The following is a 25,067-nucleotide window of genomic DNA, read 5'->3' as shown; positions in this document are numbered from 1 at the left end:
GTCCGGTGCTATTTCAGAAAGCCGCGACGAGACGCAGATCGGGCCAACCAGATCGACGCCAGCGCTACGGCGAGGATGAAGGCCGGAAATGCCGCGGCGGTCACCACGCCCTTGGCCGCAATCAGATCGGTGGCGACCAGCGCCCAGCCCATCGAAAACACGACCCCGATTGCGGAGATAATGAACAAGCCAAGCGCAATCCGGCGGCGGAACAGCAGCGCCACGGCGCCGAACGACCCGCCCCATACCGCGATGCCATAGGCCCAGAGCTGCCATGCCGGCAGTGCATCCATCAGCATCCGGTCATAATCAGGCATGGCCGCCCTTCCCTCCGGACCGACGGTGATATCCATGTAAAAGGCCATGACGCCGAACAGATTCCAGACCAGCAGGATTGCTGCTGTCAGCCAGAACCAGGCCGGTGCCCGCGATGCGGCTGTGACCATGCTGCATTCTCCCCTCTCCATTCCCCAGCGCGCAGCATAACCGCACGGCGGCGCGTTGCCGAGGGGAATGGATCGGTCGTCAGCCCTTCAGCGCGGCGATTGCCGCCGCGTCGAACCCCACGATCAGGCCGCCGGGATGCTCGATCACCGGCCGCTTGATGGTGGAAGGATGAGCAAGCATGATCGCGATGGCGCGCTCGGCATCCAGCCCTTCGCGCTCCGCGTCCGGCAGCTTGCGAAAGGTCGTGCCCGCGCGGTTCAGCAGCGTTTCCCAGCCCCTGGCCGCGACCCATTGCCGCAGATGATCCTCAGGAACGCCGGCTTTCTTGTAATCGTGAAAGTCATGGGCAGTGCCCTGCGCGCTCAGCGTCGCCCGCGCCTTTTTGACGGTGTCGCAGTTGGGGATGCCATAAAGGGTGATGTCAGTCATCGTTGGATACAGGCCCTTTCGCCCGGGTGGCGGATGATTGTTAAAGCGGCCGCGCTGCCCTTACTCCGGTTCGCCGTCGTCGCAGCGCACACGTATTGCCGTCGCACCGTCGATGGTGGTGGCCAGCCGGTTGTCGCCGCGCAGTTCAAGCGTGAAATGCCGTCCCTGCGTCATGCCCTCTGCCTCCACCGCGGCATCCACCTCGATCCGGTCGGGATCGGGCTGGCCGACCGCATCGACCTTGGCCACGCTTTCGTAAAAGCGCAGCCCGTCTGCCGCGATGGTCAGGCGCATTTCGCTGACATCCTGTGCACAGGCGCGGGCATCGCTGTCCCACCGCCCCTGAAAGGCATCGGGAATCTCCGGCGACAGGGCCGTAGCTGCCGGCGGCGCGGGTGTCGCATCATTGGCAGCGGGCGCGGCCGCGTTGTCAACGGGCGGCTTTCCGCTGTCACAACCGCCAAGCGGCAGGATCAGGGCGGCGTAAAGAGCAAGGATACGCATGGTCCCCCTTTAACGACCAAGCCGGGCCATGACCACCGCGTCAGTGCTTTACCCGGACCACGCGACCGTGCATCATCGCCCAATGACGATCGCCGCTGCCCGTTATGGTTCCGTCGCCCGCGCCTTTCACTGGGCGATTGCCGTGGCGATCCTTATTAACCTGCCGCTCGGCCTGTTCGGCGATGCGATCCAGCAGGTGACCGGGCCGGTGATGCCGACGCACAAGTCGATCGGCCTGACCGTGCTGGCGCTCAGCATTGCGCGGCTGGTCTGGCGGCTGGGTCATCCTGCCCCGCCCGAACCTGCCGGCATGGGCGCGCTGGAGCGCCGCGTTGCCCCCATCATTCACTGGGCGCTGTATGCGCTGATGATCCTGGTGCCGCTGACCGGTTATGCCATGTCGTCGGCGGGCAATCGACCGCTCGACTGGTTCGGCCTGTTCCCGGTCGCCAAGCTGCCCGTCACTCGCGACACCCTGTTGTACGAATTGTCACATGAGGGGCACGAGATCCTGGGCCTGGCGCTGGGTGCGCTGGCCATCGGCCATATCCTGGCGGCGCTGCGTCATCATTTCATTCTGAAGGATGGCGTGCTTCGCCGCATGATCGGTTGACCCGATAGCGCCGGTTGGCGCTTGCCAAACCGACGCCGCGCAATCCATGGGGCATTCCGTCCCAGCCCCGCCCCGTGCGGCATCGAACAGGCCCCGTCATGCTTACCCTGCTTCTTACCGCCCCTGCCCTGGCGATCGGTTCGCCGGAGGCTGCACCGCCGCCCGCAGATCAGGATATCGTCGTCACCGGGCGCGGCCTGCGCCTCGACGAACGCGATAGCGATGCGGAAACGACCATCGACCGCGACCGGATCGAGGCGACGGCTAGCGGCCGGCTGGAGGATGCGCTGGCCGATATTGCCGGGCTGCAATCCTTTCGCCGCGCCGATTCGCGCTCGGCCAATCCGACGGCACAGGGCATCACCCTGCGCGGGCTTGGCGGCAATGCGGCCAGCCGGGCGCTGCTGATCCTGGACGGCGTGCCGCAGGCCGACCCGTTCGGTGGCTGGATCGCCTTTCCCGCCTATGCCAGCGACCGGATTGGCACGATCCGGGTGACCCGCGGCGGGGGAAGCGGCACCTGGGGCTCCGGTGCGATCGGCGGCGTGATCGAGATGGAAAGCGCGGCGCCCGATCAGCTTTCGACCCTGACCGCCGACATCGCCTATGGCGAGCGCAATGCCGTGGACGCGAGCGCCAGCGCATTGCTGCGCGGCGAGAGCAGCTTTGCCACCCTGTCCGCCGCCTATGCGCGCGGGGACGGCTTTATCCCGATTGTCGAGGATCAGCGTGGGCCGGTTGACCGGGCCGCGCCGTTCGAACAGGCCAGCGTCGCGCTGCGCGGCGTGATTGCCGTTGCGCCATCCATCGAACTGCAAAGCACGGTTCAGGCATTTACCGACCGGCGCGACCGGGGACTGGATTTCACCGCAATCGGCAGCGACGGGGCCGATGCCAGCCTGCGCCTGGTCGGCCGGGGTGCATGGCGCTGGTCCGCGCTCGCCTATCTGCAGACGCGGCGCTTTTCCAGCGAGTTTGCCAGCGTCAATGATGCGCGCACCACCGTGACGCAGACGCTGGATCAGGCGAATACGCCGGCCATCGGCGTTGGCGGGCGGATCGAAATCCTGCCCCCGCTGGGCGAGGCAGTGACGCTGGCGCTGGGCGCCGATGTCCGCTCGATCGAGGGCGAGACGCAGGAATTGTTCACCTATGTCGCCGGGTCGCCAACGCGCCGCCGCGTTGCGGGCGGGCGGACGCAGACGCTGGGCGGTTTCGTCACGCTGGGCGCGCGCCTTGGCCCGGTCCGAATCGAGGGCGATGCCCGCATTGATGGCTGGTGGATCGAAAACGGGCGGCTGACCGAACGTACGCTGGGCGCAACCGGCCCGGCGCTGACCGACACGCGGTTCGCCGACCGGTCGGGCACGCAGACGACGGGCCGGATCGGCCTTGCCTGGCTGCCGGCCGATGCGGTCACGCTGCGCACTGCGGCCTATCGCGCCTGGCGCTTGCCGACGCCGAACGAGCTGTATCGCCCGTTTCGTGCGGGTGCCGACGCGACGGCAGCCAACGCGCTGCTCGATCCCGAAGTGCTGGAGGGCGTGGAAGCCGGGATCGACCTTCGCCCGGCAGCGGGGGTGACCTTGTCCGCCACCGCCTTTTCCAACCGGCTCGACAATGCCATTGCGAATGTGACGGTAGCGCGCGGGCCAGGCAATTTCCCGGGCGTCGGGTTCGTGTCGGCAGCCGGTTTTTATCGCCGCCGCGACAATCTGGACGCGATCGAAAGCCGGGGCGTGGAGGTGGATGCCAGCGCCCGGTTCGGCGCATTCGGCGCGCGGCTCTCCTATGCCTATGTCGATGCGGAGGTGCGCGGGGCGGACCTGTCGGCGCCGCTTGATGGCCTGGCCCCGGCACAGGTGCCACCGCATCAGTTCAGCGGCACGATCAGCTGGCAGCGCGGCGGGGCGATGGTGTCGACAACGCTGCGCCATGTTGCAGCGGCGTTCGAGGACGATCAGAACAACCGCACGCTTGACGCGGCAACGACGGTGGACGCGGTGGTCGACGTGCCGCTGCTGTCCAGCCTGACCCTGAGGCTGCGGGGCGAGAACCTGTTCGACGCGCTGGTGCCGACCGGCTTTAGCGGCGCGGCGCTGGAACGGGCGCGGCCCCGCCAGCTCTGGGCCGGATTTACCGCACGGCTTTAGGCGGCAGCCGGCGTAAACAGGCTGCGCAGTTCGGTTTTCAGGATCTTGCCCTGCGCATTGCGGGGCAGGACATCGTCGACGAAGCGGATCGCCACCGGCACCTTGAACCCGGCCAGATGCTGACGCACCCAGGCCTGAAGCTCCGCCTCGCTTGCCGTGCATCCGGGGCACAAATGCACCACCGCTGCCGGTTCCTCGCCAAGCGTCCGGTGCGGCACGCCGACCAGCGCGCAGTCGGTGACGGCCGGATGGGCATAAAGCACGCTCTCGACCTCCGTCGAATAGATGTTCTCACCGCCCCGGATGACGATATCCTTGGCCCGGTCCACGATGTAGCAGAACCCGTCGGCATCCAGCCGGGCAAGATCGCCGGTGCGCACCCAGCCATCGACAAAGGTTTCGGCCGTCGCCTCCGGCTTGTTCCAATATCCCTTGACGATCATCGGGCCACGCGCCCACAGCTCGCCAACCTCGCCCACCGGCAGTTCGGCGCTGCCGTCCGGCGCCATGATCTTGAGGTCGGCGACAGCAACCGGCAGGCCGCAGCTGTCCGGCCGGGCCAGATAATCCTCGCCCTGATGGTTGGTCACCGTCGCCATCGTTTCGGTCATGCCCCAGCCATTGCCGGGCAGCGCGCCGAATTCGGCATGGATGCGGCGGACCAGTTCCGGTGCAGCAGGCGCACCACCATAGGAAATGCCCTCAAGGCTCGACAGATCGTATCTGTCGCGGTCGGGGTGTTCCAGCAGCTGCCAGGCGATGGTCGGCACGCCGCCCGTCGCGTGGATCCGCTCCCGCTCGATCAGCGCCAGCGCCTCGCTCGCATCCCATTTGCGCATCATCACAATGGTGCCGCCCAGTGCCATGTTCGCCATCAGGAACGCCGAACAGGCGGTGACATGGAATAGCGGGATGACGAGCAGGCCGGTCTTTGGCTCCGGCACCGGCGGCGGCACTTCGCCCCGGCGCAGCATCGCGCGCGCCGCCGAATAAAAGGTGGAATGGATGTTGGTCAGGATGTTGCGATGCGTGCCCAGCGCCCCCTTTGGCGCGCCGGTGGTACCGCTGGTGTAAAAGATGGTGGCGTCGTCATCGGGGTGAAGCTCGGCCATCGGCAGCGGAATATCGGGCAGCGCCGCCCAGTCGTTCGGCGCACCGATCAGGGTTTCCATCGCCAGTTCGCCGTTGACCAGCGGATCCTTGGCACGGGTGACGATGACGTGGGTCAGATCCGGGCAGTGGGCATAGTGCGGGGCCAGCACGCGGTGCCGGCGACCGTCCGTAATGGCAACCTTTGCCCCGCAGTCCGTCAGGCCATATTCCAGCTCGGCCCCCGTCCACCACGCATTGAGCGGCACAGCGACGCCGCCAATGGCCGTCACGGCAAAGAAGATGGCGATCCATTCGGGCAGGTTGCGCATGACAAAGGCGACGCGATCGCCCTTTTCCACGCCCATCGCCTTCAAATGCGTGGCCAGATGGGCAGAGGCGCGGAACATCGCGTCATAGGTAACGCGTTCGTCATTCAGGATCGCACATTCCCGCGCGCCATGGCTGCGCGAAAAATGCAGCAGCATCCGCAGCGACGGCGGGCATTGTTTCCACACCCGCGTTTCGATGCCCCGGATCGTTTCGGTTGCCATCTCGAACTTCTGACCCGGCGCAGTCAGCAGTGCGCGGACCTGATCCAGCGACATGCGGGGCCAGCCATCGGGAATCGCAATCGGCGTTTCGGAATGCACGGCACGCTCTCCACTTCATTGCCAGTCCATCGGGCCGATGGGCGTTTTCGCCCTATCAACCCGAGGCTAGTGTTGATTTTAGGCAAGCTCAAGGCGATAGATGATGCAAATTCGCAGTTGGCGCGACACGCCCTTTCGAAATCGGGGTATGCTGACGCTACGGACTGCGGAACCTTTGACCGGAGAGCGTGCATGACCACCGAATCATCCCCCATCACCCAGGAACGGCATGGCGATGTGCTGGTACTGTGGTCCGACAATCCGCCTGTGAACGCCCTTGGCGCAGCGGTGCGGATCGGCCTGGCTGAAGGGATCGAGGCGGCGGCGGCCGACGACGGGGTGAAGGCTGTGATCATCGCCTGTCGCGGCAAGACGTTTTTCGCCGGTGCCGACATCACCGAATTCACCAAGCCGCCGGTCCAGCCGCTGCTGCCCGAGCTGGTCGACCGGATCGAAGCGCTGGACAAGCCGGTCATCGCGGCCATCCACGGAACGGCGCTTGGCGGCGGCTGCGAAGTTGCTCTGGCCAGTCATTACCGGATCGCCGTCCCTTCGGCCAAGCTGGGCACGCCCGAGGTCAAGCTGGGCCTGTTGCCCGGTGCCGGCGGCACGCAGCGGCTACCGCGTGCGGCTGGCGTCGAGCTTGCGCTGGAAATGGTGACGAAGGGCGATCCGATTTCGGCCGGCGACGCGCACAAGGCGGGGCTTGTCGATCGACTGGCGGGTGCGGACAGCCTGATCGCCGATGCCCTGGCGCTGGCCAATGAGGTCAAGGACGTACGCCCGATCCCGCGGGTTTCCGAAAAGCCGCTGGCGCACGATCCGGCGGTGTTCGAAGGGTTTCGCAAGGCCAATGCCCGGCGCTTCCGCGGTCTGGATGCGCCAGAGGCGAACATCGCCTGTGTCGAGGCGGCGACCAAAATGCCCTATGCCGAGGGTGTGCAGATCGAGCGCCAGTCGTTCATGAGGCTGATGTTCGGTGTTCAGTCGGCGGCGCTGCGCCACATCTTCTTTGCCGAGCGCAAGGCATCGAAGATCGACGGCATTGCCGAGGATATCGCCCTGCGCCCGGTGAACCGCGTCGGCGTGATCGGCGCTGGCACGATGGGCGGCGGCATTTCGATGAACTTCCTGTCCGCCGGCATCCCGGTGACCATTGTCGAGATGCAGCAGGACGCGCTGGATCGTGGCACGGGCACGATGCGCAAGAATTACGAGGCGACCGCCGCCAAGGGCCGGATGACCGCCGAACAGGTGGAAGGCGCGATGAGCCTGCTCAAACCAAGCCTGTCGCTGGAAGACCTCGCCGATTGCGACCTGATCATCGAGGCCGTGTATGAAAACATGGACGTGAAGAAGGACATTTTCGGCAAGCTGGACCGGATCGCCAAGCCGGGCGCGATCCTGGCCAGCAACACCAGCTATCTGGACATCAACGAGATCGCGGCCAGCACGTCGCGGCCGCAGGATGTGCTGGGCCTGCACTTCTTTTCACCCGCCAACATCATGAAGCTGCTGGAGGTCGTTCGCGGCGACAAGACGGCGGACGATGTGCTGGCAACGGCGATGGCGGTGGCCAAGAAGATCCGCAAGGTCGCGGTCGTCGCCGGTGTCTGTCACGGCTTTATCGGCAACCGGATGCTGATGCCCCGCCAGATCGAGGCCAACCGCCTGCTGCTGGAAGGCGCGACGCCGGAACAGATCGACCGGGTCCATGTCGAATTCGGGATGCCGATGGGGCCGTTTCAGATGGCCGACCTGGCCGGCGTGGATATCGGCTGGCACCGCGACCCGACCCGGATCGAGGATATTCGCGACCAGTTGTGCGCCGAGGAACGCTGGGGCCAGAAAAAGGGCGCCGGGTTCTACGACTATGACGACAAGCGCAATCCGTCGCCCAGCCCGCGCGTTGCCGAAATCATTCAAGAATGGCGCGACAAGACCGGCACGCCGCAGCACGAAGTGACCGATGAGGAGATTGTCGAGCGCACGCTGTATCCAATGGTGAACGAGGGCGCGCTGATCCTGGCCGAGGGCAAGGCGCAGCGGGCGTCGGACATCGATGTGGTCTGGGTCTATGGCTATGGCTGGCCCCCCTATCGCGGCGGACCGATGTTCTGGGCCGATCTTGAGGGCGCGAAAAAGATCGTCGCCGGCATGGAAAAGCACGGCTTCGAGATCGCCCCGCTGTTGCGCGAGAAGGCGGAAAAGGGCGAGCGGTTCAACCGGTGAGGTATCGCCCATCCCCCCGCAGGAAATGACCGGGAGACTGTCCATGACCGACCTGACCCAGTTCCGCGCCGATACCCGCGCCTGGCTTGAGGCGAATTGCCCGGCGGAAATGCGTGCGCCCGTGCGATCCGAAAAGGATATCTGTTGGGGCGGCCGCCGCGCGGTTTATCAGCCGGGTCAGCGGGAATGGCTGGATGCCATGGGCGCGCGCGGCTGGACCGTGCCGGACTGGCCGGTCGAATATGGCGGCGGAGGCCTGTCGCCTGCAGAGGCCAAGGTGCTGCGCGAGGAAATGGCTGCGCTCAACTGCCGCCAGCCGCTGCGCAGTTTCGGCATATCCATGCTTGGCCCGGCATTGCTGAAATACGGGACCGAGGCGCAAAAGCTGGAGCACCTGCCCAAAATCGCGCGCGGTGAAATCCGGTGGTGCCAGGGCTATTCGGAGCCGAACGCAGGCAGCGACCTTGCCGGGCTTGCCACCAGCGCGGAGGATGCGGGCGATCATTTCATCGTCAACGGGCAAAAGGTGTGGACGAGCTATGCCGATCAGGCGGACTGGATCTTCTGCCTGGTCCGCACGTCACGCGACAGCAAGCAGGGCGGCATCAGTTTCGTCCTGTTCGACATGGAAACGCCGGGCGTTTCGACCAAACCCATCCTGCTGATCAGCGGCAATTCGCCATTCTGCGAAACCTTTTTCGACAATGTGCGGGTGCCAAAGATCAATCTGGTTGGTGAGCTGAACAAGGGATGGGATGTCGCCAAATATCTGCTGGGCCATGAGCGGGAGATGATTTCCGGCATGGGCCTGGGCCAGTCGGGTGGCGACGATCCCCTGATCGCCGGGGCGATCGCGACCATCGGGCTGGACGATCGCGGGCGGCTCGCCGATCCGCTGCTCCGCGCTGCCATCGCCGAGTTCCGGGTGCGGACCCATGCCTTTTCCACCATGTCGGAACGCTTCATCGACGAACTGAAGGCGGGGCGCGCCCACCCTGCCCAGCCCAGCATGATGAAATATGTCGGCACCGAGTTGAACAAGCGGCGGCAGGAGCTGGTGATGGCGGCGGGCGGCAGCGACGCGCTGGAATGGGAAAGCGAGCGATCGGCAGGCGGCGCGAAGGCGCGTAGCTGGCTGCGCAGCAAGGCCAATTCGATCGAGGGCGGCACCAGCGAAATTCAGCTCAACATCGTTGCCAAGCGGATACTGGAATTGCCCGGCGCCTGATCCGGGCGACGGGATGTACGGGAACTGATCCATGCCGTTGTTTCTGAACGAAGAACAGGCGATGCTCGCCGATACCGCACGCCAGTTCGTTGGCGAAACCGCGCCGGTCAGTCACCTTCGGGCGCTGCGCGACGCAAAGGATGCGACCGGCTTTTCCCGCGACCTGTGGCGGCAGTTCGGCGAGATGGGCTTTGCCGGGATGCTGGTGCCGGAGGCGCAGGGCGGATTGGGCCTGGGCCATGTCGAGGCGGGCGTGGTGCTTGAGGAAATCGGGCGCAACCTGACCCCCTCCCCCTTTCTGACCACTGCGGTTGCTGCGGTCGAGGCGATGAAAGGCACGGCGCACGCGGATCGCTGGTTTCCGGGCATCGTGGCGGGGGAGACGGTGGCTGCCATCGCCGTGGACGAAGGGGCAAAGTTCACCGGCCGGGTGGCGATGCGGGCGGAGCGATCCGGCAACGGCTTTCGCCTGAGCGGTACCAAGCAGTTCGTCCACCATGCCCATGCCGCCGACCTGTTGCTGATCGCCGCTACCACGGCGGAAGGGGCAGCCCCGACGCTGTTCGTGGTCGATCCAAAGGTGGCGGGACTGACCATCGACCCCCAACGGCTTGCCGATGCCAGCCTGGCCAGCCGGCTGACGCTGGACGGGGTAGAGGTGGATGCGGACGCGGTGGTGGGCGAAGTGGATGACGATCGACCGCTGCGTCGCCTGCTCGCCGCCGGCCGCGCCGGTGCCTCTGCCGAGCTGATCGGTGTGGGCGGAGGGGCGATGGACATGACTGTCGACTATCTGAAGCAGCGCAAGCAGTTCGGCGCCCTGATCGGCAGTTTTCAGGCGCTTCAGCACCGCGCTGCCCATCTTTACGCCGAAATGGAAGTAGCGCGGGCCGCGGTGCTGAAAGCGCAGCAGCTGCTCGACACCGGGTCGGACGAGGCGGAAAACGCCATCGCCGTTGCCAAGGCAATGACCGGCATGGCAACCACCCTGTCGGTGCAGGAGGCGGTTCAGATGCATGGCGGCATTGGCATGACCGACGAATATGATGTCGGCTTTTTCATGAAGCGCGCCCGTGTGCTGGCCGAATTGTTCGGCGATGCGAATTTCCATGCCAATGCCCTTGCCGAGGCTGAGGGATATTGAACATGGACCGGACATGACGGACCAACGGCGCGCCGATACGGCCGAGGGGCTGGTCGCCCAGCTGATCGCGCTGCTCGATGTCGAACGGATCGACACCGACCTGTATCGGGGTGCGCGCCAGCCCGAGGGCGTCGGCCGCGTGTTTGGCGGGCAGGTGATCGCGCAGGCCTTGCAGGCCGGCCAGCGATCGGTGGAGGACAAGGTCTGCCATTCCCTCCACGCCTATTTCATGCGGCCCGGCGACGAGCGGCACCCGATCATCTATCGCGTCGTCCGCGATTTCGAAGGGCGCAGCTTCGCCAATCGCCGGGTGATCGCATCGCAGGGCGGGCAGCCGATCCTGAACATGATCGCATCCTTTCAGACCGAGGAAGCGGGCATGGCGCATCAGGATGCGATGCCCGACGTGCCGATGCCGGAGGCGCTGCGATCCGAGCGAGAATTGCGCGCCGAGATCGAGGCGCAGGTGCCGGAAAAGCTGCGCCGCTTTTTCCTGCGTGCCCGGCCGATCGAGATCCGCCCGTGCGAGCCGCGCGACTGGTTCCGTCCCGATCCCAGACCGCCGCGTCAGGCAAGCTGGCTGAAGACCGCGACTGCGCTGCCCGACGATCCGGCGCTGCACCGGGCGATCCTGGCCTATGCCAGCGACATGACGCTGCTGGGCACCTGTACCCTGCCGCACGGGGTCAACTGGATGACGCAGGGGTTTCAGACCGCAAGCCTGGACCACGCCCTGTGGTTTCATCAGTCGTTTCGCGCCGATGACTGGCTGCTTTATGATTGCGACAGCCCATGGGCAGGCGCGGCGCGGGGGTTCAACCGGGGGCAGATTTTCACCCGCGACGGACGGATGGTGGCCAGCGTCAGCCAGGAAGGGCTGATGCGGATGCGCAGTGCGGAGCCTCAGCCGGGCTGAGGCGTTCAAGCTGCCATGACCGCGCTTCCCGCCCTGATCGCCGCGCTCGCCCTGCAATCCGCTCCGACGCTGGAGGCGATGCGGTGGGAGAAGCGGGTCATTGTCCTGTTCGCCGACAGCGAAGACAGCGCGGCGCGGCAGCGGGCGATGCTGAGCGACCGGATGGGGATGGCAGAGCGTGACCTGCACCTGATCGAAGTGATCGGTGATCGGGTCAGCGGGACCAGCACGCCGGCGGGCGATCTGCGCCGCCGGTTGAAACCGGAGACGCCGTTCACCCTGATCCTGATCGGCAAGGATGGCGGCGTGAAGCTGCGTTCGGGCGAGCCGGTCAGCGCACGCCGACTGTTCGAGACAGTCGATGCCATGCCGATGCGGGCCAGCGAAGGAAAGGCCCGCCAGAGCCCGTTCTAACCCGGCGGATCAGGCCGCAGCGGCGACCCCCTCCATCGCGGACTTCACCGCCACCAGCGCATCCGCGCCCCTGGTCCCGTCGGGTCCGCCGCCCTGAGCCATGTCGGGACGGCCACCGCCACCCTGACCGCCAAGCGCAGCCACGCCCGCCTTGACCAGATCGACGGCGCTCAACCGGCCGACCAGATCGTCCGTGACGCCAACCGCGATGGAGGCGCGGCCGTCATTGACCGCGACCAGCGCGACGACACCGCTGCCGACCCGTGCCTTCGCCTCGTCCACCGCACCGCGCAGCGCCTTGGGATCCAGGCCGTCGAGCACCTGACCGATGAAGCTGGTACCGGCAACCTGTTCGGGTCCGGCAGGCGCAGCCGCACCGCCACCGCCCAGCGCCAGCGCCTTCTTGGCCTCGGCAAGCTCGCGCTCAAGCCGCTTGCGCTCCTCCATCAGGCTGACGACGCGGGCGGGCACCTCGTCCGGCGCGGCCTTCAGCGCAGCCGCAGCCTCACGCAGCTTGGCATCGCGGTCGGCGAGCCAGAGGCGAGCGCCCTCCCCGGTCAGCGCCTCGATCCGGCGGACCCCAGAGGAAACCGCGCTTTCGCTGACGATCTTGAACACCGCAATGTCGCCCGTGGCGCGGACATGGGTGCCACCGCACAGCTCGACCGAATAATGCCTGTCGGTCAGGCGGCCCATGGACAGCACGCGGACCTCGTCGCCATATTTCTCACCGAACAGTGCCATGGCACCGGCGGCGATGGCGTCGTCGGGGGTCATCAGCCGGGTGCTGACCGTTTCGTTGGCGCGGATTTCGGCATTCACATCCGCCTCGATCAGCGCAATTTCCTGCGGGCTGAGCGCCGAGGGGTGGGAGAAGTCGAAGCGCAGGCGATCGGCGGCGACCAGCGAGCCCTTTTGGGTGACATGACCGCCCAGCCGGTTGCGGAGCGCAGCGTGCAGCAGATGCGTGGCCGAGTGATTGGCGCGGATGGCGTCGCGGCGCTCGACATCAATGGCGAGCTTTACTGTGTCGCCGACCGCAATCTCACCACTTTCGACGCGGGCCTGATGGGCGTGCAGGCGACCCAGCGGCTTAGACGTGTCGTCAACAATGACGCGCAAGCCCTTGTCATTGCTGATGATCCCGGCATCGCCGGTCTGGCCACCGCTTTCGCCATAGAATGGCGTCTGGTTGGTCAGGACGATCACGCTGTCGCCCGGAGCCGCGCGGTCGACGCGGGCACCGTCCTTGACGAGGGCCACCACCTGTCCCTCCCCCTCGGTCGAGACATAGCCGGTAAACTCCGTGCCGCCCTGTTCCTCCGCAATGTCGAACCAGACATCGTCGCTGGCCTTGGCCCCCGACCCCTTCCATGCGGCGCGGGCAGCGTCTTTCTGACGCTTCATCGCGGCATCGAACCCGGCGCGGTCGACGCTCATCCCCGCCGGGCGCAGCGCGTCCTCGGTCAGATCATAGGGAAAGCCATAGGTGTCGTAGAGCTTGAACGCGGTTTCGCCGGGCAGGGTATCGCCTTCTCCCATCCCCGCCGTCGCTTCGTCCAGCAGCTTCAGGCCATTGGCCAGCGTCTGGCGGAACCGGGTTTCCTCCTGCAGCAGCGTCGCTTCGATCAGCGGCTGGGCGCGCACCAGTTCGGGATAGGCCGCGCCCATTTCGGATACCAGTTCGGGCACCAGCCGGTGCATCAGCGGATCCTTTGCGCCCAGCAGATGGGCGTGGCGCATGGCCCGGCGCATGATGCGGCGGAGCACATAGCCGCGCCCTTCATTGGCGGGCAGCACACCATCGGCGACCAGGAAACCGGCGGAACGCAGGTGATCGGCGATGACGCGGTGGCTCGCCTGATTATCGCCCGTGGTGGCAGAGCCGGTCAGCGCACCGCTGGCGGCGATCAGCGCCTTGAACGTGTCGGTATCGTAATTGTCGTGCACGCCCTGAAGCACCGCAGCGACCCGCTCTAGCCCCATGCCGGTGTCGATGCTGGGCTTTGGCAGGTCGCTGACGATCTGATCCGCTTCCTGCAGATGCTGCATGAAGACGAGGTTCCAGATTTCGACGAAGCGGTCGCCATCCTCTTCCGGCGATCCGGGCGGGCCGCCCCAGATATGGTCGCCATGATCGTAGAAGATTTCCGAGCACGGGCCGCAGGGGCCATCCGCGCCCATCGCCCAGAAATTATCCTTGGTCGGGATGCGGATGATGCGTTCTTCGGGAAGGCCGGCGATCTTTTTCCACAGGTCGAATGCCTGATCGTCGGTGTGATAGACGGTGGCGGTCAGCTTTTCGCGCGGAAGGCCCCATTCGCGGGTCAGCAGCGTCCAGGCATGCAGGATCGCCTGTTCCTTGAAATAATCGCCAAAGCTGAAATTGCCCAGCATTTCAAAGAAGGTGTGGTGCCGGGCGGTATAGCCGACATTGTCAAGATCATTGTGCTTGCCCCCGGCCCGGACGCATTTCTGCGACGAGGTGGCGGTGGAATAGGGCCGGGTTTCAAGACCGGTGAACACATTCTTGAACGGCACCATCCCGGCATTGACGAACATCAGCGTCGGATCGTTGTGCGGCACCAGCGGGGCCGACTGGACGCGGGCATGGCCCTGACCCTCGAAATAGTCGAGGAAGGAGCGGCGGATATCGTTCGTCGAGGTCATGCTGCCGACTTAGTGGCGTGAGGGCGTTCGCTCAAGCGAAACGGTTCGATCAGGGTGAGCGGGGCGCGGTTGACAGTTTGAACACATTGAACGGGTTTTTCGGGCGGAAGCGACCGGGAGGCGACAGCCTGGCGACGGGAATGCGACGGGCACGGGTCGGCATGCGGGGCCACCGTCAACGCCGTCGCACGTGGCACGATGGACCCCGGCCTTCGCCGGGGTGACGGATGGGGGCTGGTGTGGCGTTGCCGAACCTTCACAGGATACCTGAAGCAGGCGAAATCCTACTTGTGAAGGGGGCGGCGGCGTCAGCAGTTGCGGTCGATGCTTATTCCCCACGTGTGACCCCGGCGCAGGCCGGGGTCCAGCCGGAAGCAAGGGTCGAATCACGAGGTAAGAGGTCATTGCGAGTGGCGCGCTGGACCCCGGCACAGGCCGGGGTGACGGCAGCATTTGAGCTTCGGGCTTTATCTTTAGAAAGGTACCCTCACCCTTCCCACCGCCTGAGGCGGCGGGCCCCTTCCCTCTCCCGCCCGCGGGAGAGGGAGAGAGAGCGGCGGCGGCCGCGGTAGGGCGAGGGCTTGGCTAGGCCCCCATCGGCTCGTCGATCGAGCGGGCGGGCTGGCTGAACCATTTCGGACCCGCTTCGGTCATGTAGAAGCAATCCTCAAGCCGGATGCCGAACTTGCCGGGCAGGTAGATGCCGGGTTCGTTGGAAAAGCACATGCCGGGCGCGAGCGGTGTCGATTCGCCGCGAACGAGGTTGATCGGTTCATGCCCGTCCATGCCGATGCCATGGCCGGTACGGTGCGGCAGGCCGGGCAGCCGATAATCCGGGCCATAGCCGAGCGAGGCGTAATAGGCGCGGACGGCATCGTCCACGCTGCCCGCAGGCGCACCGATGCGGGCGGCGGCCAGGGCCACGTCCTGCCCCCGGCGCATTTCGCCCCACACCTTGCGCTGTTCCGGCGTGGGCGTGCCGTGGACGAAGGTGCGGCTGATATCACTTTCATAGTCATGGACCACCGCGCCGCAGTCCATCAGCACCACTTCGCCCGGCGTCACCCGTTGCGGCTTTCGCGTGCCGTGCGGATAGGCCGATGCCTCACCCAGCAGGATGAGGTTGAAGGCAACTTCGCCGCCGAGTTTCACCGTCGCGGCGCTCATCATCGCGGCGATGTCGCGCGGGGCCATGCCCGCATCGATCCGCGGATGCGTCCAGCGATAGGCGGCCATGGTGACATCGGACGCGGCCTGCATCAGCGCGATTTCGGCGGGCGTCTTGATCATGCGACAGCCGCGCACGACCGGATTGGCGGACACGATCAGGCGCGCGTCGCCCAGCGCGCGGGCAAGGCCGTCGACCGCGAAATAGCGGGCCGTTTCCTCGATCCCGATCCGGCGACCGGCAAGGCGGCGTTCGCGCAGCCATCCGGCGACCAGGGCCAGCGGATCCTCATGCTCCTGCCAGACCCGCACATCGGCGGGGATACCCAGCGTTTCGCGGACCGACGGTTCCTCGAAAAACGGGGTGACGATCAGGGGATCGCCCTCCACCGGCAGCACGGCGGCGGTCAGCCGTTCGCTGCGCCCCCAGCGGACGCCGGTGAAATAGACGAGGCTGGCGCCCGGTTCGATCAGCACCGCGCCGATGCCCGCCGCCTTCATCAGCGATTGCGCGCGGGACAGACGGGCGCGGCGCTCCAGCGCGCCAATGGGCCGGGCCGAACCGGTGATGGGCGAAAGCGCCGACAGGTCCGGCTCCATCGCGCGCGCAACCGCGCTGACCCCCAGCGGGGCGAGCGCGGCCGTGCGGATCAGGTTACGGCGGGTCAAGCGCATCAGCAATTCCCCGTCACCCCGGCCTTGGGCCGGGGTCTAGCTTCTTCTGGCAGCGGTCTGAAATCTGGACCCCGGCTTAAGGCCGGGGTGACGATGTATGTCCTATTCATGCGGGCAGCGGCTCGTCCGCGCCGTCCTCGCCAGCGGCGACCAGGGTGGCGAGCGCAAGGTCACCCGTCACGTTCAGCGTGGTGCGGCACATATCGAGGAAGCGGTCGACACCGAGGACCAGGCCGATCCCCTCTGGCGGGACACCGACCATGCCCAGAATCAGCGCGACGACCGGCAGCGATCCGGCAGGGACGCCGGCCGTGCCGATGCCGCCCAGGATGCAGATCAGCATCACCGTCACCTGTTGCCACAGCGACAGATCGACGCCGAAGAACTGGGCGAGGAAGATGACCGTCACCCCTTCGAACATGGCCGTGCCGTTCTGGTTCGCGGTGGCCCCGATGGTGAGGACGAAGCGACCGACCTTTGCCGGCAGGCGCAGCTTTTCATCCGCCACGCGCAGCGCGGTGGGCAGGCTGGCGTTCGAGCTGGCGGTGGAAAAGGCCATCACCATCGCTTCCTGCACATCGCGGAAAAACTGAATGGGCGAGCGTTTGGCGACGATCATCAGGAGGGCGGGAAAGATGACGAACATCTGCACGCCAAGCGCCAGCACGACCACGCCGACATAGGCGGACAGGCGAACAAGCAGGTCCCATCCGAACAGCGCGGCCAGATTGAACATGAAGCAGAACACGGCAATCGGGGCCAGCCGGATGACGACGCCGATCAGGCGCATGGAGATTTCGAACAGGCCCTGCATCGCGCGCTTGATCGATTCCGTTTCCGGCCGGTCCACCAGCACCAGCCCGATGCCGAAGAACAGGGCAAAGAACATCACGGCCAAGATGTCGTTATTCGCCATGGCGGTGACGATGTTGGTCGGCACGATCGCGAGCAGCGCGTCCATGCCGCTGGGCGTCGTGGCGGTGCGTTCGAGGATCGATCCGGCCGCGCCCTTGCCATCGGCCAGCATCTGGCGCGCGACGTCGGGATCGACGCCGCTGCCCGGTTGCAACAGGTTGACCAGAACCAGGCTGACGATAACGGCGATGGTCGATGCGACGATGGTCCAGCCCAGCGTTTTCAGGCCGATGCGCCGCAGCGAGCGGATCTCGCCCATCTCCGCAATGCCGACGACCAGCGCCGAGAACAGGAGCGGAATGACGAGCATGAACAGGAGGCGCAGGAACAGCTGACCCAGCGGCGCGGTGACATAGGTGGTGAGCGTCTTGACCCAGGACGCGTCGCCGGCGCCGTAATGCACCGCCAGGCCGATCAGCAGGCCGGCGGCAAAGCCGATCCCCATCTGCCATTGCAGCGACAGGCCGCGTCCCCCCTCGCCCGTTACCGTCGCTGTCGTCATGCCGTATGCGTCCCCTGTGTCCTGCCGTAGCGCCGCCAGCCTAGCCGGGGGGTCGGGCACAAGTCGAGACGGGCGCCACAAAAAACGCTGCGCTGCGGCGAGGATGGGGTTGCAGTGGCGGGGGGTCGCTGACCTGGTTCCGTGGGAAATGTCGCCATCCGCTGTGCATCGGCGGGCAACCAGCCGTCGGCACCAGGCTCGATCGGATCGCCGCCTATGCCAACCCGTTAAGTGCGGGCAATGCCGCGCCATCAGGCATAGGCATAGGGGCCGCCGGCGGCGAGCGCGGCCTGATAGGCGGGGCGGGCGTGGATGGTGTCGAGCCAGGCCGTGGTCGCGGGGTAGCGGCCGTCGAGCCCGGCGCGGGACCGGGCGGCCTCCAGCGGGAAGCTCATCATGATGTCGGCGGCGGTGAAGGATTGCCCGGCGAACCAGGGGCGACTGGCCAGTTCCGCCTCGACATAATCGAGATGTACGTCGATCATCGGCTGAAGCTTTTTCTGAGCGACGCCGCCGAGCAGCGGCACCTTGGACAGGACCAGCTTGACCAGCAGCGGCGGCATCAGCGACCCTTCGGCATAGTGCATGAAGAAGGTCCAGCGCAGCGCATCGTCGCGGTGCGACGGCGGGCCAAGGCGGCCATCGGCATGATGGACCAGATAGTCAATGATCGCGCCGGTTTCCGCGACGACGCGGCCATGATCCTCGATCACCGGCGACTTGCCAAGCGGATGAACCCGCTTGAGCTCCGGCGGGGCAAGCATCGTGACCTTGTCCCGCTGATAGCGGATCACCTCATAGGGCAGGCCAAGCTCCTCGAGCATCCACAGGATGCGCTGCGACCGGGAGTTTTCGAGGTGATGGACGCGAAGGGTCATGGCGGTGGCTCCGTGAAGCGGCGGCCAGTGCGGACTGACCGTTGCAGCAATGTTGGACCGGTTTCGCCGCCGGGTGTCAATCGGCGGGACGGAACGAGACGAACCGCAAAACGAGCGCGGCCCGGTGGACGTTCCACCGGGCCGCGCCGATCCTTATCCTTGCCGCAGCAGCAGGCGATTACATGTCGTCGACATCATCCTCGGCATCGGGGCCGGTCATCATTTCCTCGGCAACCTTCTCTGTACGCGCACGGATCGCTGCTTCCAGCTTGGCGCACAGTTCGGTATTTTCCTTAAGGAACGTCTTGGCGTTTTCGCGGCCCTGACCGATGCGGACGCTGTCATAGCTGAACCAGGCGCCCGATTTTTCGACCAGGCCGGCCTTGACGCCAAGGTCCAGGATCTCGCCGATCTTCGAGATGCCCTCACCATACATGATGTCGAATTCGACCTGCTTGAACGGCGGGGCGACCTTGTTCTTCACCACCTTTACGCGCGTGGCGTTGCCGATGATGTCGTCGCGGTCCTTGATCTGGCCGGTGCGGCGGATGTCGAGCCGGACCGAGGCATAGAATTTCAGCGCGTTGCCGCCGGTCGTGGTTTCCGGGTTGCCGTACATCACGCCGATTTTCATGCGCAGCTGATTGATGAAGATCACCATGCAGCGCGACCGGCTGATCGAACCGGTCAGCTTGCGCAAGCTCTGGCTCATCAGGCGGGCCTGAAGGCCGACATGGCTGTCGCCCATCTCGCCCTCGATTTCCGCACGCGGCACCAGCGCGGCGACCGAATCGACCACCAGCACGTCGATCGCGTTCGACCGGACCAGCGTGTCGGTGATTTCGAGCGCCTGTTCACCGGTATCCGGCTGAGACACGATCAGTTCGTCGATATTGACGCCCAGTTTCTTGGCATAGACGGGATCGAGCGCGTGTTCGGCATCGACGAAGGCAGCGGTGCCGCCCGCCTTCTGCGCCTCAGCAATCACGTGCAGGGCAAGCGTGGTCTTGCCCGAGCTTTCCGGGCCATACACCTCGATCACGCGGCCGCGCGGGAGGCCGCCGACGCCAAGCGCGATATCAAGGCCGAGCGAGCCGGTGGAGATCGCCTCCACCTGCATCGTTTCCTTTTGCCCCAGCTTCATCGCCGAGCCCTTGCCGAACGCGCGGTCAATCTGCGCCAGGGCGGCGTCGAGCGCCTTTTGCCGATCCGTGGAAGTCGCCATATCGGTGTCGATCACCTTCAGTTTCGCGGCCATTGTTCGTCCCCGTCGCTAGAAGAAATGCGTCATGCGTTCAATCGAATTGAACGTCATGTATCGCATTTGTTCCATGGGAACAAGTGGGGAACGAAAATGAACCCGCCCGCGCCGGCGGATTGGCCGGAACCAGCGGGGATCAGCCGATTAGCTGCGCCAGCGTCCGTTCGACCTGATCGAGGGTAAAGGGTTTGGCGAGGATCGGGCGGCCATGATGTTCGGCACGGATATCGTCGCCGCCGCTGCCCGTTGCCAGCGCAAAGGGGATGTTCGCCGCCGCCAGCGCATCGGACACGGGCCAGGACTGTTCGCCGCCGCGCAGATTGACGTCGACAATCGCCGCATCGAACCCGCGCGCATCGACCATGGCCAGCGCCTGATCGACGCTATCCGCCTGTCCGGCCATGCTGTGTCCGAGGAGATCCAGAAAATCCTCGATCATCATGGCAATGAGGGGCTCGTCCTCAATGACGAGGATCCGGGCGGGCGAAACGCTCATGCAACCATCCTATCGGCGCGGGCGGCGCTTCGCCAGCGTTCATTGCGCCGTCATAACGTCTCGCGCAGCTTGTGCAAGTTGTTGTACCGAAAAGGGTTTTGGCAAAAACGCAACATTGTCGATGGTAATCTGCTTGCGCGCCTGTTCCTCGGCATATCCGGACATGAACAGGATGGGCATTGCGGGGAACGCTTCCCGGACATGGCCGACCAGGGTCGGGCCGTCCATCACCGGCATGACGACATCGGTGATGAGCAGGTCCGGGCGCACACCGTCGCCCAGCATCTGCATCGCAACCTCGCCATTTTCGGCGGTCAGCACGGTATAGCCCTGTCGCGACAGCGCGCGTTCGGCGACGGCGCGGACCATATCCTCATCCTCGACCAGCAGGATGGTGCCGGTGCCCCACAGGTCGGGCGGCGCAGTGGCCCCCTCCGCCCGGGCGGCAGCAGCGGACGGGCCGCGAACGGGCCGCGCCGTCGGCGCCGTGGCGCGGTGGACGGGCAGATAGATGGTGAAGGTCGATCCGTGTCCCGGTTCCGAATCGGCAAAGATATAGCCGCCCGACTGCTTGACGATGCCATAGACGGTGGACAGGCCAAGGCCGGTACCCTTGCCGGTTTCCTTGGTCGTGAAAAAGGGTTCGAAGATCTTTGCCTGAATCTCCGGCGGGATGCCCGATCCGGTGTCGGACACGCGCAGGGCGGTATAGTCGCCCTCTGGCAGCACGCCGTCGCCGCGCCTGCGGATATCGGCGGCCGTCACCGACAGCGTTTCGATGCGTAGCACGCCGCCGCCATTGGGATGCTTGGCCAGCATCGCATCGCGCGCATTGACCGCCAGATTGACGACCACCTGTTCCAGCTGACCCGGATCGGCGCGGACGGGGCCAAGGCCGCGCCCGTGCTGGACCACCAGATCGACGGTTTCGCCAAGCAGCCGCTTGAGCAGGGCCGATACCTCGGAAATCACGTCCGGCAGCTGAAGCACCTGCGGCCGCAGCGTCTGTTGCCGCGAAAAGGCGAGCAGCTGACGCGTCAGGCTGGCGGCGCGATTGGCGTTGGACCGGATCTGCTGAATATCGTCATGATCGCCGTCGCCGGGATCGTGGCGCATCAGCATCAGGTCGCAATGCCCGAGGATTGCGGTCAGGATGTTGTTGAAATCGTGCGCAACGCCGCCGGCGAGCTGACCCACCGCCTGCATCTTGATCGCCTGCGCCACCTGACGCTTCAGTTCCTGCTCCTCGCCCGTATCCTTGAACGCCAGCATCACGCGGCCGCGCGCGATCGTGCCCAGACCGGTGATGCGCAGCGACACCGGCTCATCGGGCCGATCGCGCATCCGCACGGGCAGGTCGGTGGCCCGCGATCCCGGCCGGGCAACGCGGTGGATGGCATCGGCAAGCGCGGCCTTGTCCTCCCGCACCACCAGATCGCCGGGCCAGGTGGGCCGCGTGGCAGCGGTGGTACGCGTGGCGCGATAGAAACCGTGATTGACGCAGGCCAGCCGCCCCTGTTCGTCGAGCAGCGCGACGCCGCCCGGCAACAGTTCGATCATCGATTCCAGCCACGATCCGGCATCGGCATGGGTGAAATCGGGGCCGGGACGATCTTCCTCGTCCACCATCGCCAGCAGGATGGGGGTTTCGTCATCGGGATGATCGGCATCGTCCAGCGGCACCTGAAAAAAGCGGAGAAGGCCGCCGCCCTCCCCCTCTCGCGACAGGCGAAAGCGGCTGACATCGTCATCGACCGGCGCGATCAGGGGGGTCATGTCGCGCCCGGCAACCGGCGCGGCCGCGTCGCCCAGCGCGCGCTGACGGAACGCGCGGGATGCGGCCACCATCCGCCCGTCGCCCTGAACCAGAACGGCCATGACCCCCGCCCGCCCCAGCCGGTCGCCCAGCACGCCGGACAACAGGTCGGGCAGCGCCGACAGCCGCGTTGCCTCATCCGACAGGGTAAAGCGCCAGATCAGCCCCTGTGCCCCGCCGCGCGTGATCCGCGCCGTCACCGGCAGGCCGTCGAGGATCAGGTCATCGGCCTGTCCCGACCCGCCCGTCCATGCCGTGCGCGCCGCCATGGTCAGGCTCGCAATGTCCTGATCGTTCATCGGCATCAGCGGGGGTGCGGGCAATGCCGGAAAGCGTTCGGCATAGGCAGCGTTGACGAACACCAGCCGGCCTGCGCGATCGGTGACGGCCGCCGGGTCGTCCAGCGCATCGGCAAGCGCACGGGCCATTGCCCAGTCCGGTTCGACCGCATCGGCATCCGAAACCGGCGCGGCGCTGCGCCGGGCGATCAGGGCGGCACAGGCAACTGCCACAAGGGCAACCGCCGCAAAGCCGGCGGCAAAGCGCGGATCGCGCACGAACCAGAGGATGAGGCCCGCCGCCACGAGAACAGCGACGGCAGCAAGCACGGCCGGTACGGGACCGGCCGGCGCGGGCAGTGAATCGGCAGGGCGAACGGGAGAACTGGCCATGATATCCCCCGGTTGTCCGATCCCCCCGGGCCCCGGTCAAGCGCCACGCAAAACAGTGCGGCCGGGCATCAGAACGCCCGGCCGCAGGAACGCCGATCTTACCAGATCCGGACGCGCTGATCCGGCGCCAGATACAGCTTGTTCGTCGGTTGCGGATTGAAGCCCGCATACCAGGGATCAAGGTTGCGCACGACCCAGCCGCGCTGTTCCGACGGCGAGTGCGGATCGGTCAGCAGCCGCTGACGCAGGTTCGCCTCGCGATAGTTGCGCCGCCAGATTTGCGCCCAGCCAAGGTAGAACCGCTGTTCCGGCCCGAAGCCGTCCAGCACGGGCGCGGCCTTGCCGTTCAGCGAATGCTGATACGCATCCCATGCGACGGTCAGACCGGCCAGATCGGCGATGTTTTCGCCCAGGGTCAGGCTGCCGTTCACCTTGCCACCCGGCAGCGGTTCATAGCCGTCATACTGCTTGACCAGCTGCGCGGTCAGCGCATCGAACCGCTTCACATCCTCGGCCGTCCACCAGTCGGTCAGCGCGCCATTGGGATCGTACTTGCGGCCCTGATCGTCGAAGTGATGGCTGATTTCATGGCCGATCACCGCGCCGATGCCGCCATAGTTCACCGCCGGATCGGCGTTGGGATCAAAGAAGGGCGGCTGAAGGATCGCGGCGGGGAACACGATCTCGTTCATCACCGGGTTGGCATAGGCATTCACCGTCATCGGCGTCATGCCCCATTCCCATTTGCGGATGGGCTGGCCCAGCTTGCTGAAATTGTCGCGGTGCGCCCACTGATTGGCGCGCAGATTGTTGCCGAGCGCGTCCCCTGCGCGGATTTCCAGGTCGGAATAATCCTGCCAGCGGTCGGGATAGCCGATCTTTGGCGTGAAGGACGCGAGCTTTGCCCGTGCCTTTGCCTTGGTTTCCGGGGCCATCCAGGTCAGCGCGTCGATGCGGCGGCCCATCGCCTCGGTCACGTTGCGGACGAGCTCGTCCATCGCCGCCTTGGTTTCCGGCGGGAAATATTTGGCGACATAGAGCTTGCTGACGTCATCCGACAGCGCGCCGGTGGTGAAGTTGACCGCGCGCTTCCAGCGCGGCTCCTGTTCCGGGGTGCCGGACAGGGTGGTGCCGTAAAATGCGAACTGTTCGCGGTCGAACTGTTCTGGCAGCACATCGGCAAAGCCGCTGAGCGAGCGGATCAGCAACTGATCCTTCAGCACCGACACCGGCGTTGCGGCGATCAGTTTGGTGATGCCGGTGATCGCGCTCGGCTGAGCCACGATGACGCTGTCGACATTGGCGCCCAGCCCGCGGAAATAGGTCGCGAAGTCGAACCCGGGTGCCTCACGCGACAGCTGGGCCAGCGTGCGCTTGTTATAGGTCTTTTCCGCGTCGCGGCTTTCGGTCCGGGTCCAGTGGACCTTGGCGATGGCCGTTTCGAAATCGAGCAGCGCCTTGGCCCGCGCATCCGCATTGGGTTCGCCCGCCAGCGTCATCATCTTGGTCAGATAGCCAAGATACGCCTCGCGCACCTTTACCTGCCGCGGTTCGGCCGACAGGTAATAGTCGCGGTCAGGCATGCCGAGGCCGCTCTGCACCATCGTCACGGCATAGACATTGGGGTTCTTGTCGTCATTGTTGACATAGGCGCCGAAGGGGCCGCCGACGCCGTTCTTCTGCGCGTCGGCCACCAGCGCTGGATAGCCCGCCTTGTCCTTCAGCGCCTTGATCTGGCCCAGCCAGGGCTGAATGGGCGCAAGGCCGGCCGCGTTGATGGCGGCAGTATCGAGATAGGCGGCATAGGCGGTGCCGATCTTGCTGTTCGTATCGCCCTTGGTCGCTTCCAGGATTTCGCGCGTCCGCTTGCTCGACAGGTCGTCCAGCGCGGTGAACATGCCGTAATTCGACTTGTCGGCCGGGATCGGCGTCGCCTTTGACCAGGCGTCGTTGGCAAAGGCGTAGAAATTGTCGCCCGGCGCGATGCTGCGGTCCATGCCGGCCGTGTCGAAACCGAAGCTGCCATAGGTGGGCGGCGCCTTTGCCGCAGGCGCTTCGGACGGGGCCGAGGCGGTTTCCGCCGGGGTCGTGGTCGCTGTGGGCGCGCAGGCACCGATCATGGTCGCGCTGGCAAGAAGAGACAGGGTGAGAGCGGACAACCGCATGGACGCTTCCTTCACACAAGAATGAGGAT

General features: G+C 65.8%; 19 protein-coding genes. 7 read left to right on the top strand and 12 right to left on the bottom strand.

The features are described from left to right. Positions 1 to 8: 8 nt before the first annotated feature. From ACNI3Q_RS01010 to ACNI3Q_RS01000, 3 genes are all read right to left on the bottom strand, one after another. Positions 9 to 446 carry a sugar transporter gene (locus ACNI3Q_RS01010; RefSeq protein ID WP_426273408.1) on the bottom strand — a complete coding sequence of 146 codons (438 nt, stop codon included), beginning with the start codon at positions 444 to 446 and terminating at the stop codon, positions 9 to 11. 79 nt (positions 447 to 525) lie between these two features. Continuing rightward, complete coding sequence (locus ACNI3Q_RS01005) at positions 526 to 876, bottom strand: arsenate reductase (protein ID WP_426273406.1); 351 nt, start codon at positions 874 to 876, stop codon at positions 526 to 528. Positions 877 to 936: 60 nt separating this feature from the next. Continuing rightward, complete coding sequence (locus ACNI3Q_RS01000; protein ID WP_426273404.1) at positions 937 to 1,380, bottom strand: hypothetical protein; 444 nt, start codon at positions 1,378 to 1,380, stop codon at positions 937 to 939. A gap of 82 nt (positions 1,381 to 1,462) precedes the next feature. Here ACNI3Q_RS01000 and ACNI3Q_RS00995 point away from each other — a divergent pair, with 82 nt between their 5' ends. Together ACNI3Q_RS00995 and ACNI3Q_RS00990 are read left to right on the top strand one after the other, a co-directional pair. Continuing rightward, complete coding sequence (locus tag ACNI3Q_RS00995; protein ID WP_426274163.1) at positions 1,463 to 1,993, top strand: cytochrome b; 531 nt, start codon at positions 1,463 to 1,465, stop codon at positions 1,991 to 1,993. Between the two features lie 98 nt (positions 1,994 to 2,091). Next, the gene (locus ACNI3Q_RS00990; protein WP_426273402.1) at positions 2,092 to 4,146 is read left to right on the top strand and encodes a TonB-dependent receptor; all 2,055 of its coding nucleotides are present in this window, start codon (positions 2,092 to 2,094) and stop codon (positions 4,144 to 4,146) included. Here ACNI3Q_RS00990 and ACNI3Q_RS00985 read toward each other — a convergent pair. Next, positions 4,143 to 5,843: a class I adenylate-forming enzyme family protein gene (locus ACNI3Q_RS00985; RefSeq protein ID WP_426274161.1), complete on the bottom strand. Its 1,701-nt coding sequence runs from the start codon at positions 5,841 to 5,843 to the stop codon at positions 4,143 to 4,145. The two genes, ACNI3Q_RS00990 and ACNI3Q_RS00985, sit on opposite strands and share 4 nt — an antisense overlap. A gap of 237 nt (positions 5,844 to 6,080) precedes the next feature. Here ACNI3Q_RS00985 and ACNI3Q_RS00980 point away from each other — a divergent pair, with 237 nt between their 5' ends. From ACNI3Q_RS00980 to ACNI3Q_RS00960, 5 genes are read left to right on the top strand one after another with little or no spacing between them, the layout of a single operon-like run. After that, positions 6,081 to 8,120 carry a 3-hydroxyacyl-CoA dehydrogenase NAD-binding domain-containing protein gene (locus ACNI3Q_RS00980; protein WP_426273400.1) on the top strand — a complete coding sequence of 680 codons (2,040 nt, stop codon included), beginning with the start codon at positions 6,081 to 6,083 and terminating at the stop codon, positions 8,118 to 8,120. A 43-nt stretch (positions 8,121 to 8,163) separates the two neighbouring features. Continuing rightward, positions 8,164 to 9,348, top strand: coding sequence for an acyl-CoA dehydrogenase family protein (locus tag ACNI3Q_RS00975; protein WP_426273398.1), 1,185 nt, complete (start codon positions 8,164 to 8,166; stop codon positions 9,346 to 9,348). 31 nt (positions 9,349 to 9,379) lie between these two features. Continuing rightward, complete coding sequence (locus tag ACNI3Q_RS00970) at positions 9,380 to 10,492, top strand: acyl-CoA dehydrogenase family protein (protein ID WP_426273396.1); 1,113 nt, start codon at positions 9,380 to 9,382, stop codon at positions 10,490 to 10,492. A gap of 13 nt (positions 10,493 to 10,505) precedes the next feature. Next, the gene (locus tag ACNI3Q_RS00965; protein WP_426273395.1) at positions 10,506 to 11,408 is read left to right on the top strand and encodes an acyl-CoA thioesterase; all 903 of its coding nucleotides are present in this window, start codon (positions 10,506 to 10,508) and stop codon (positions 11,406 to 11,408) included. A 15-nt stretch (positions 11,409 to 11,423) separates the two neighbouring features. Continuing rightward, a complete protein-coding gene (locus ACNI3Q_RS00960) occupies positions 11,424 to 11,822 on the top strand; it encodes a DUF4174 domain-containing protein (protein WP_426273393.1) in 399 nt (132 codons plus the stop codon). A gap of 9 nt (positions 11,823 to 11,831) precedes the next feature. On the opposite strand, the gene alaS is transcribed toward ACNI3Q_RS00960, so the two are convergent. The 8 genes from alaS to ACNI3Q_RS00920 all read right to left on the bottom strand — a co-directional run bounded on the left by alaS (position 11,832) and on the right by ACNI3Q_RS00920 (position 25,038). Further along, positions 11,832 to 14,492, bottom strand: a complete 2,661-nt coding sequence (gene alaS, locus ACNI3Q_RS00955) for an alanine--tRNA ligase (protein ID WP_426273391.1) — start codon at positions 14,490 to 14,492, stop codon at positions 11,832 to 11,834. A gap of 585 nt (positions 14,493 to 15,077) precedes the next feature. Beyond that, positions 15,078 to 16,334 carry a M24 family metallopeptidase gene (locus ACNI3Q_RS00950; protein WP_426273390.1) on the bottom strand — a complete coding sequence of 419 codons (1,257 nt, stop codon included), beginning with the start codon at positions 16,332 to 16,334 and terminating at the stop codon, positions 15,078 to 15,080. Positions 16,335 to 16,440: 106 nt separating this feature from the next. Further along, complete coding sequence (locus tag ACNI3Q_RS00945; RefSeq protein ID WP_426273387.1) at positions 16,441 to 17,751, bottom strand: dicarboxylate/amino acid:cation symporter; 1,311 nt, start codon at positions 17,749 to 17,751, stop codon at positions 16,441 to 16,443. Positions 17,752 to 18,002: 251 nt separating this feature from the next. Further along, positions 18,003 to 18,629, bottom strand: coding sequence for a glutathione S-transferase family protein (locus tag ACNI3Q_RS00940; RefSeq protein ID WP_426273385.1), 627 nt, complete (start codon positions 18,627 to 18,629; stop codon positions 18,003 to 18,005). Between the two features lie 178 nt (positions 18,630 to 18,807). Then, entirely contained in the window at positions 18,808 to 19,887 is a 1,080-nt protein-coding gene (gene recA / locus ACNI3Q_RS00935) for a recombinase RecA (protein ID WP_279338667.1), read from the bottom strand. A gap of 139 nt (positions 19,888 to 20,026) precedes the next feature. Continuing rightward, entirely contained in the window at positions 20,027 to 20,386 is a 360-nt protein-coding gene (locus ACNI3Q_RS00930) for a response regulator (RefSeq protein ID WP_426273383.1), read from the bottom strand. A 39-nt stretch (positions 20,387 to 20,425) separates the two neighbouring features. Continuing rightward, complete coding sequence (locus tag ACNI3Q_RS00925; RefSeq protein ID WP_426273381.1) at positions 20,426 to 22,873, bottom strand: hybrid sensor histidine kinase/response regulator; 2,448 nt, start codon at positions 22,871 to 22,873, stop codon at positions 20,426 to 20,428. 98 nt (positions 22,874 to 22,971) lie between these two features. After that, positions 22,972 to 25,038: a M13 family metallopeptidase gene (locus tag ACNI3Q_RS00920; RefSeq protein ID WP_426273379.1), complete on the bottom strand. Its 2,067-nt coding sequence runs from the start codon at positions 25,036 to 25,038 to the stop codon at positions 22,972 to 22,974. Positions 25,039 to 25,067: the final 29 nt, after the last annotated feature.

This window comes from Sphingomonas eleionomae, from assembly GCF_049889035.1.
GTDB lineage: Bacteria > Pseudomonadota > Alphaproteobacteria > Sphingomonadales > Sphingomonadaceae > Sphingomonas.
The sequence above is the reverse complement of the archived record's forward strand: the minus strand, read 5'-3'. Positions and strand labels throughout refer to the sequence as shown.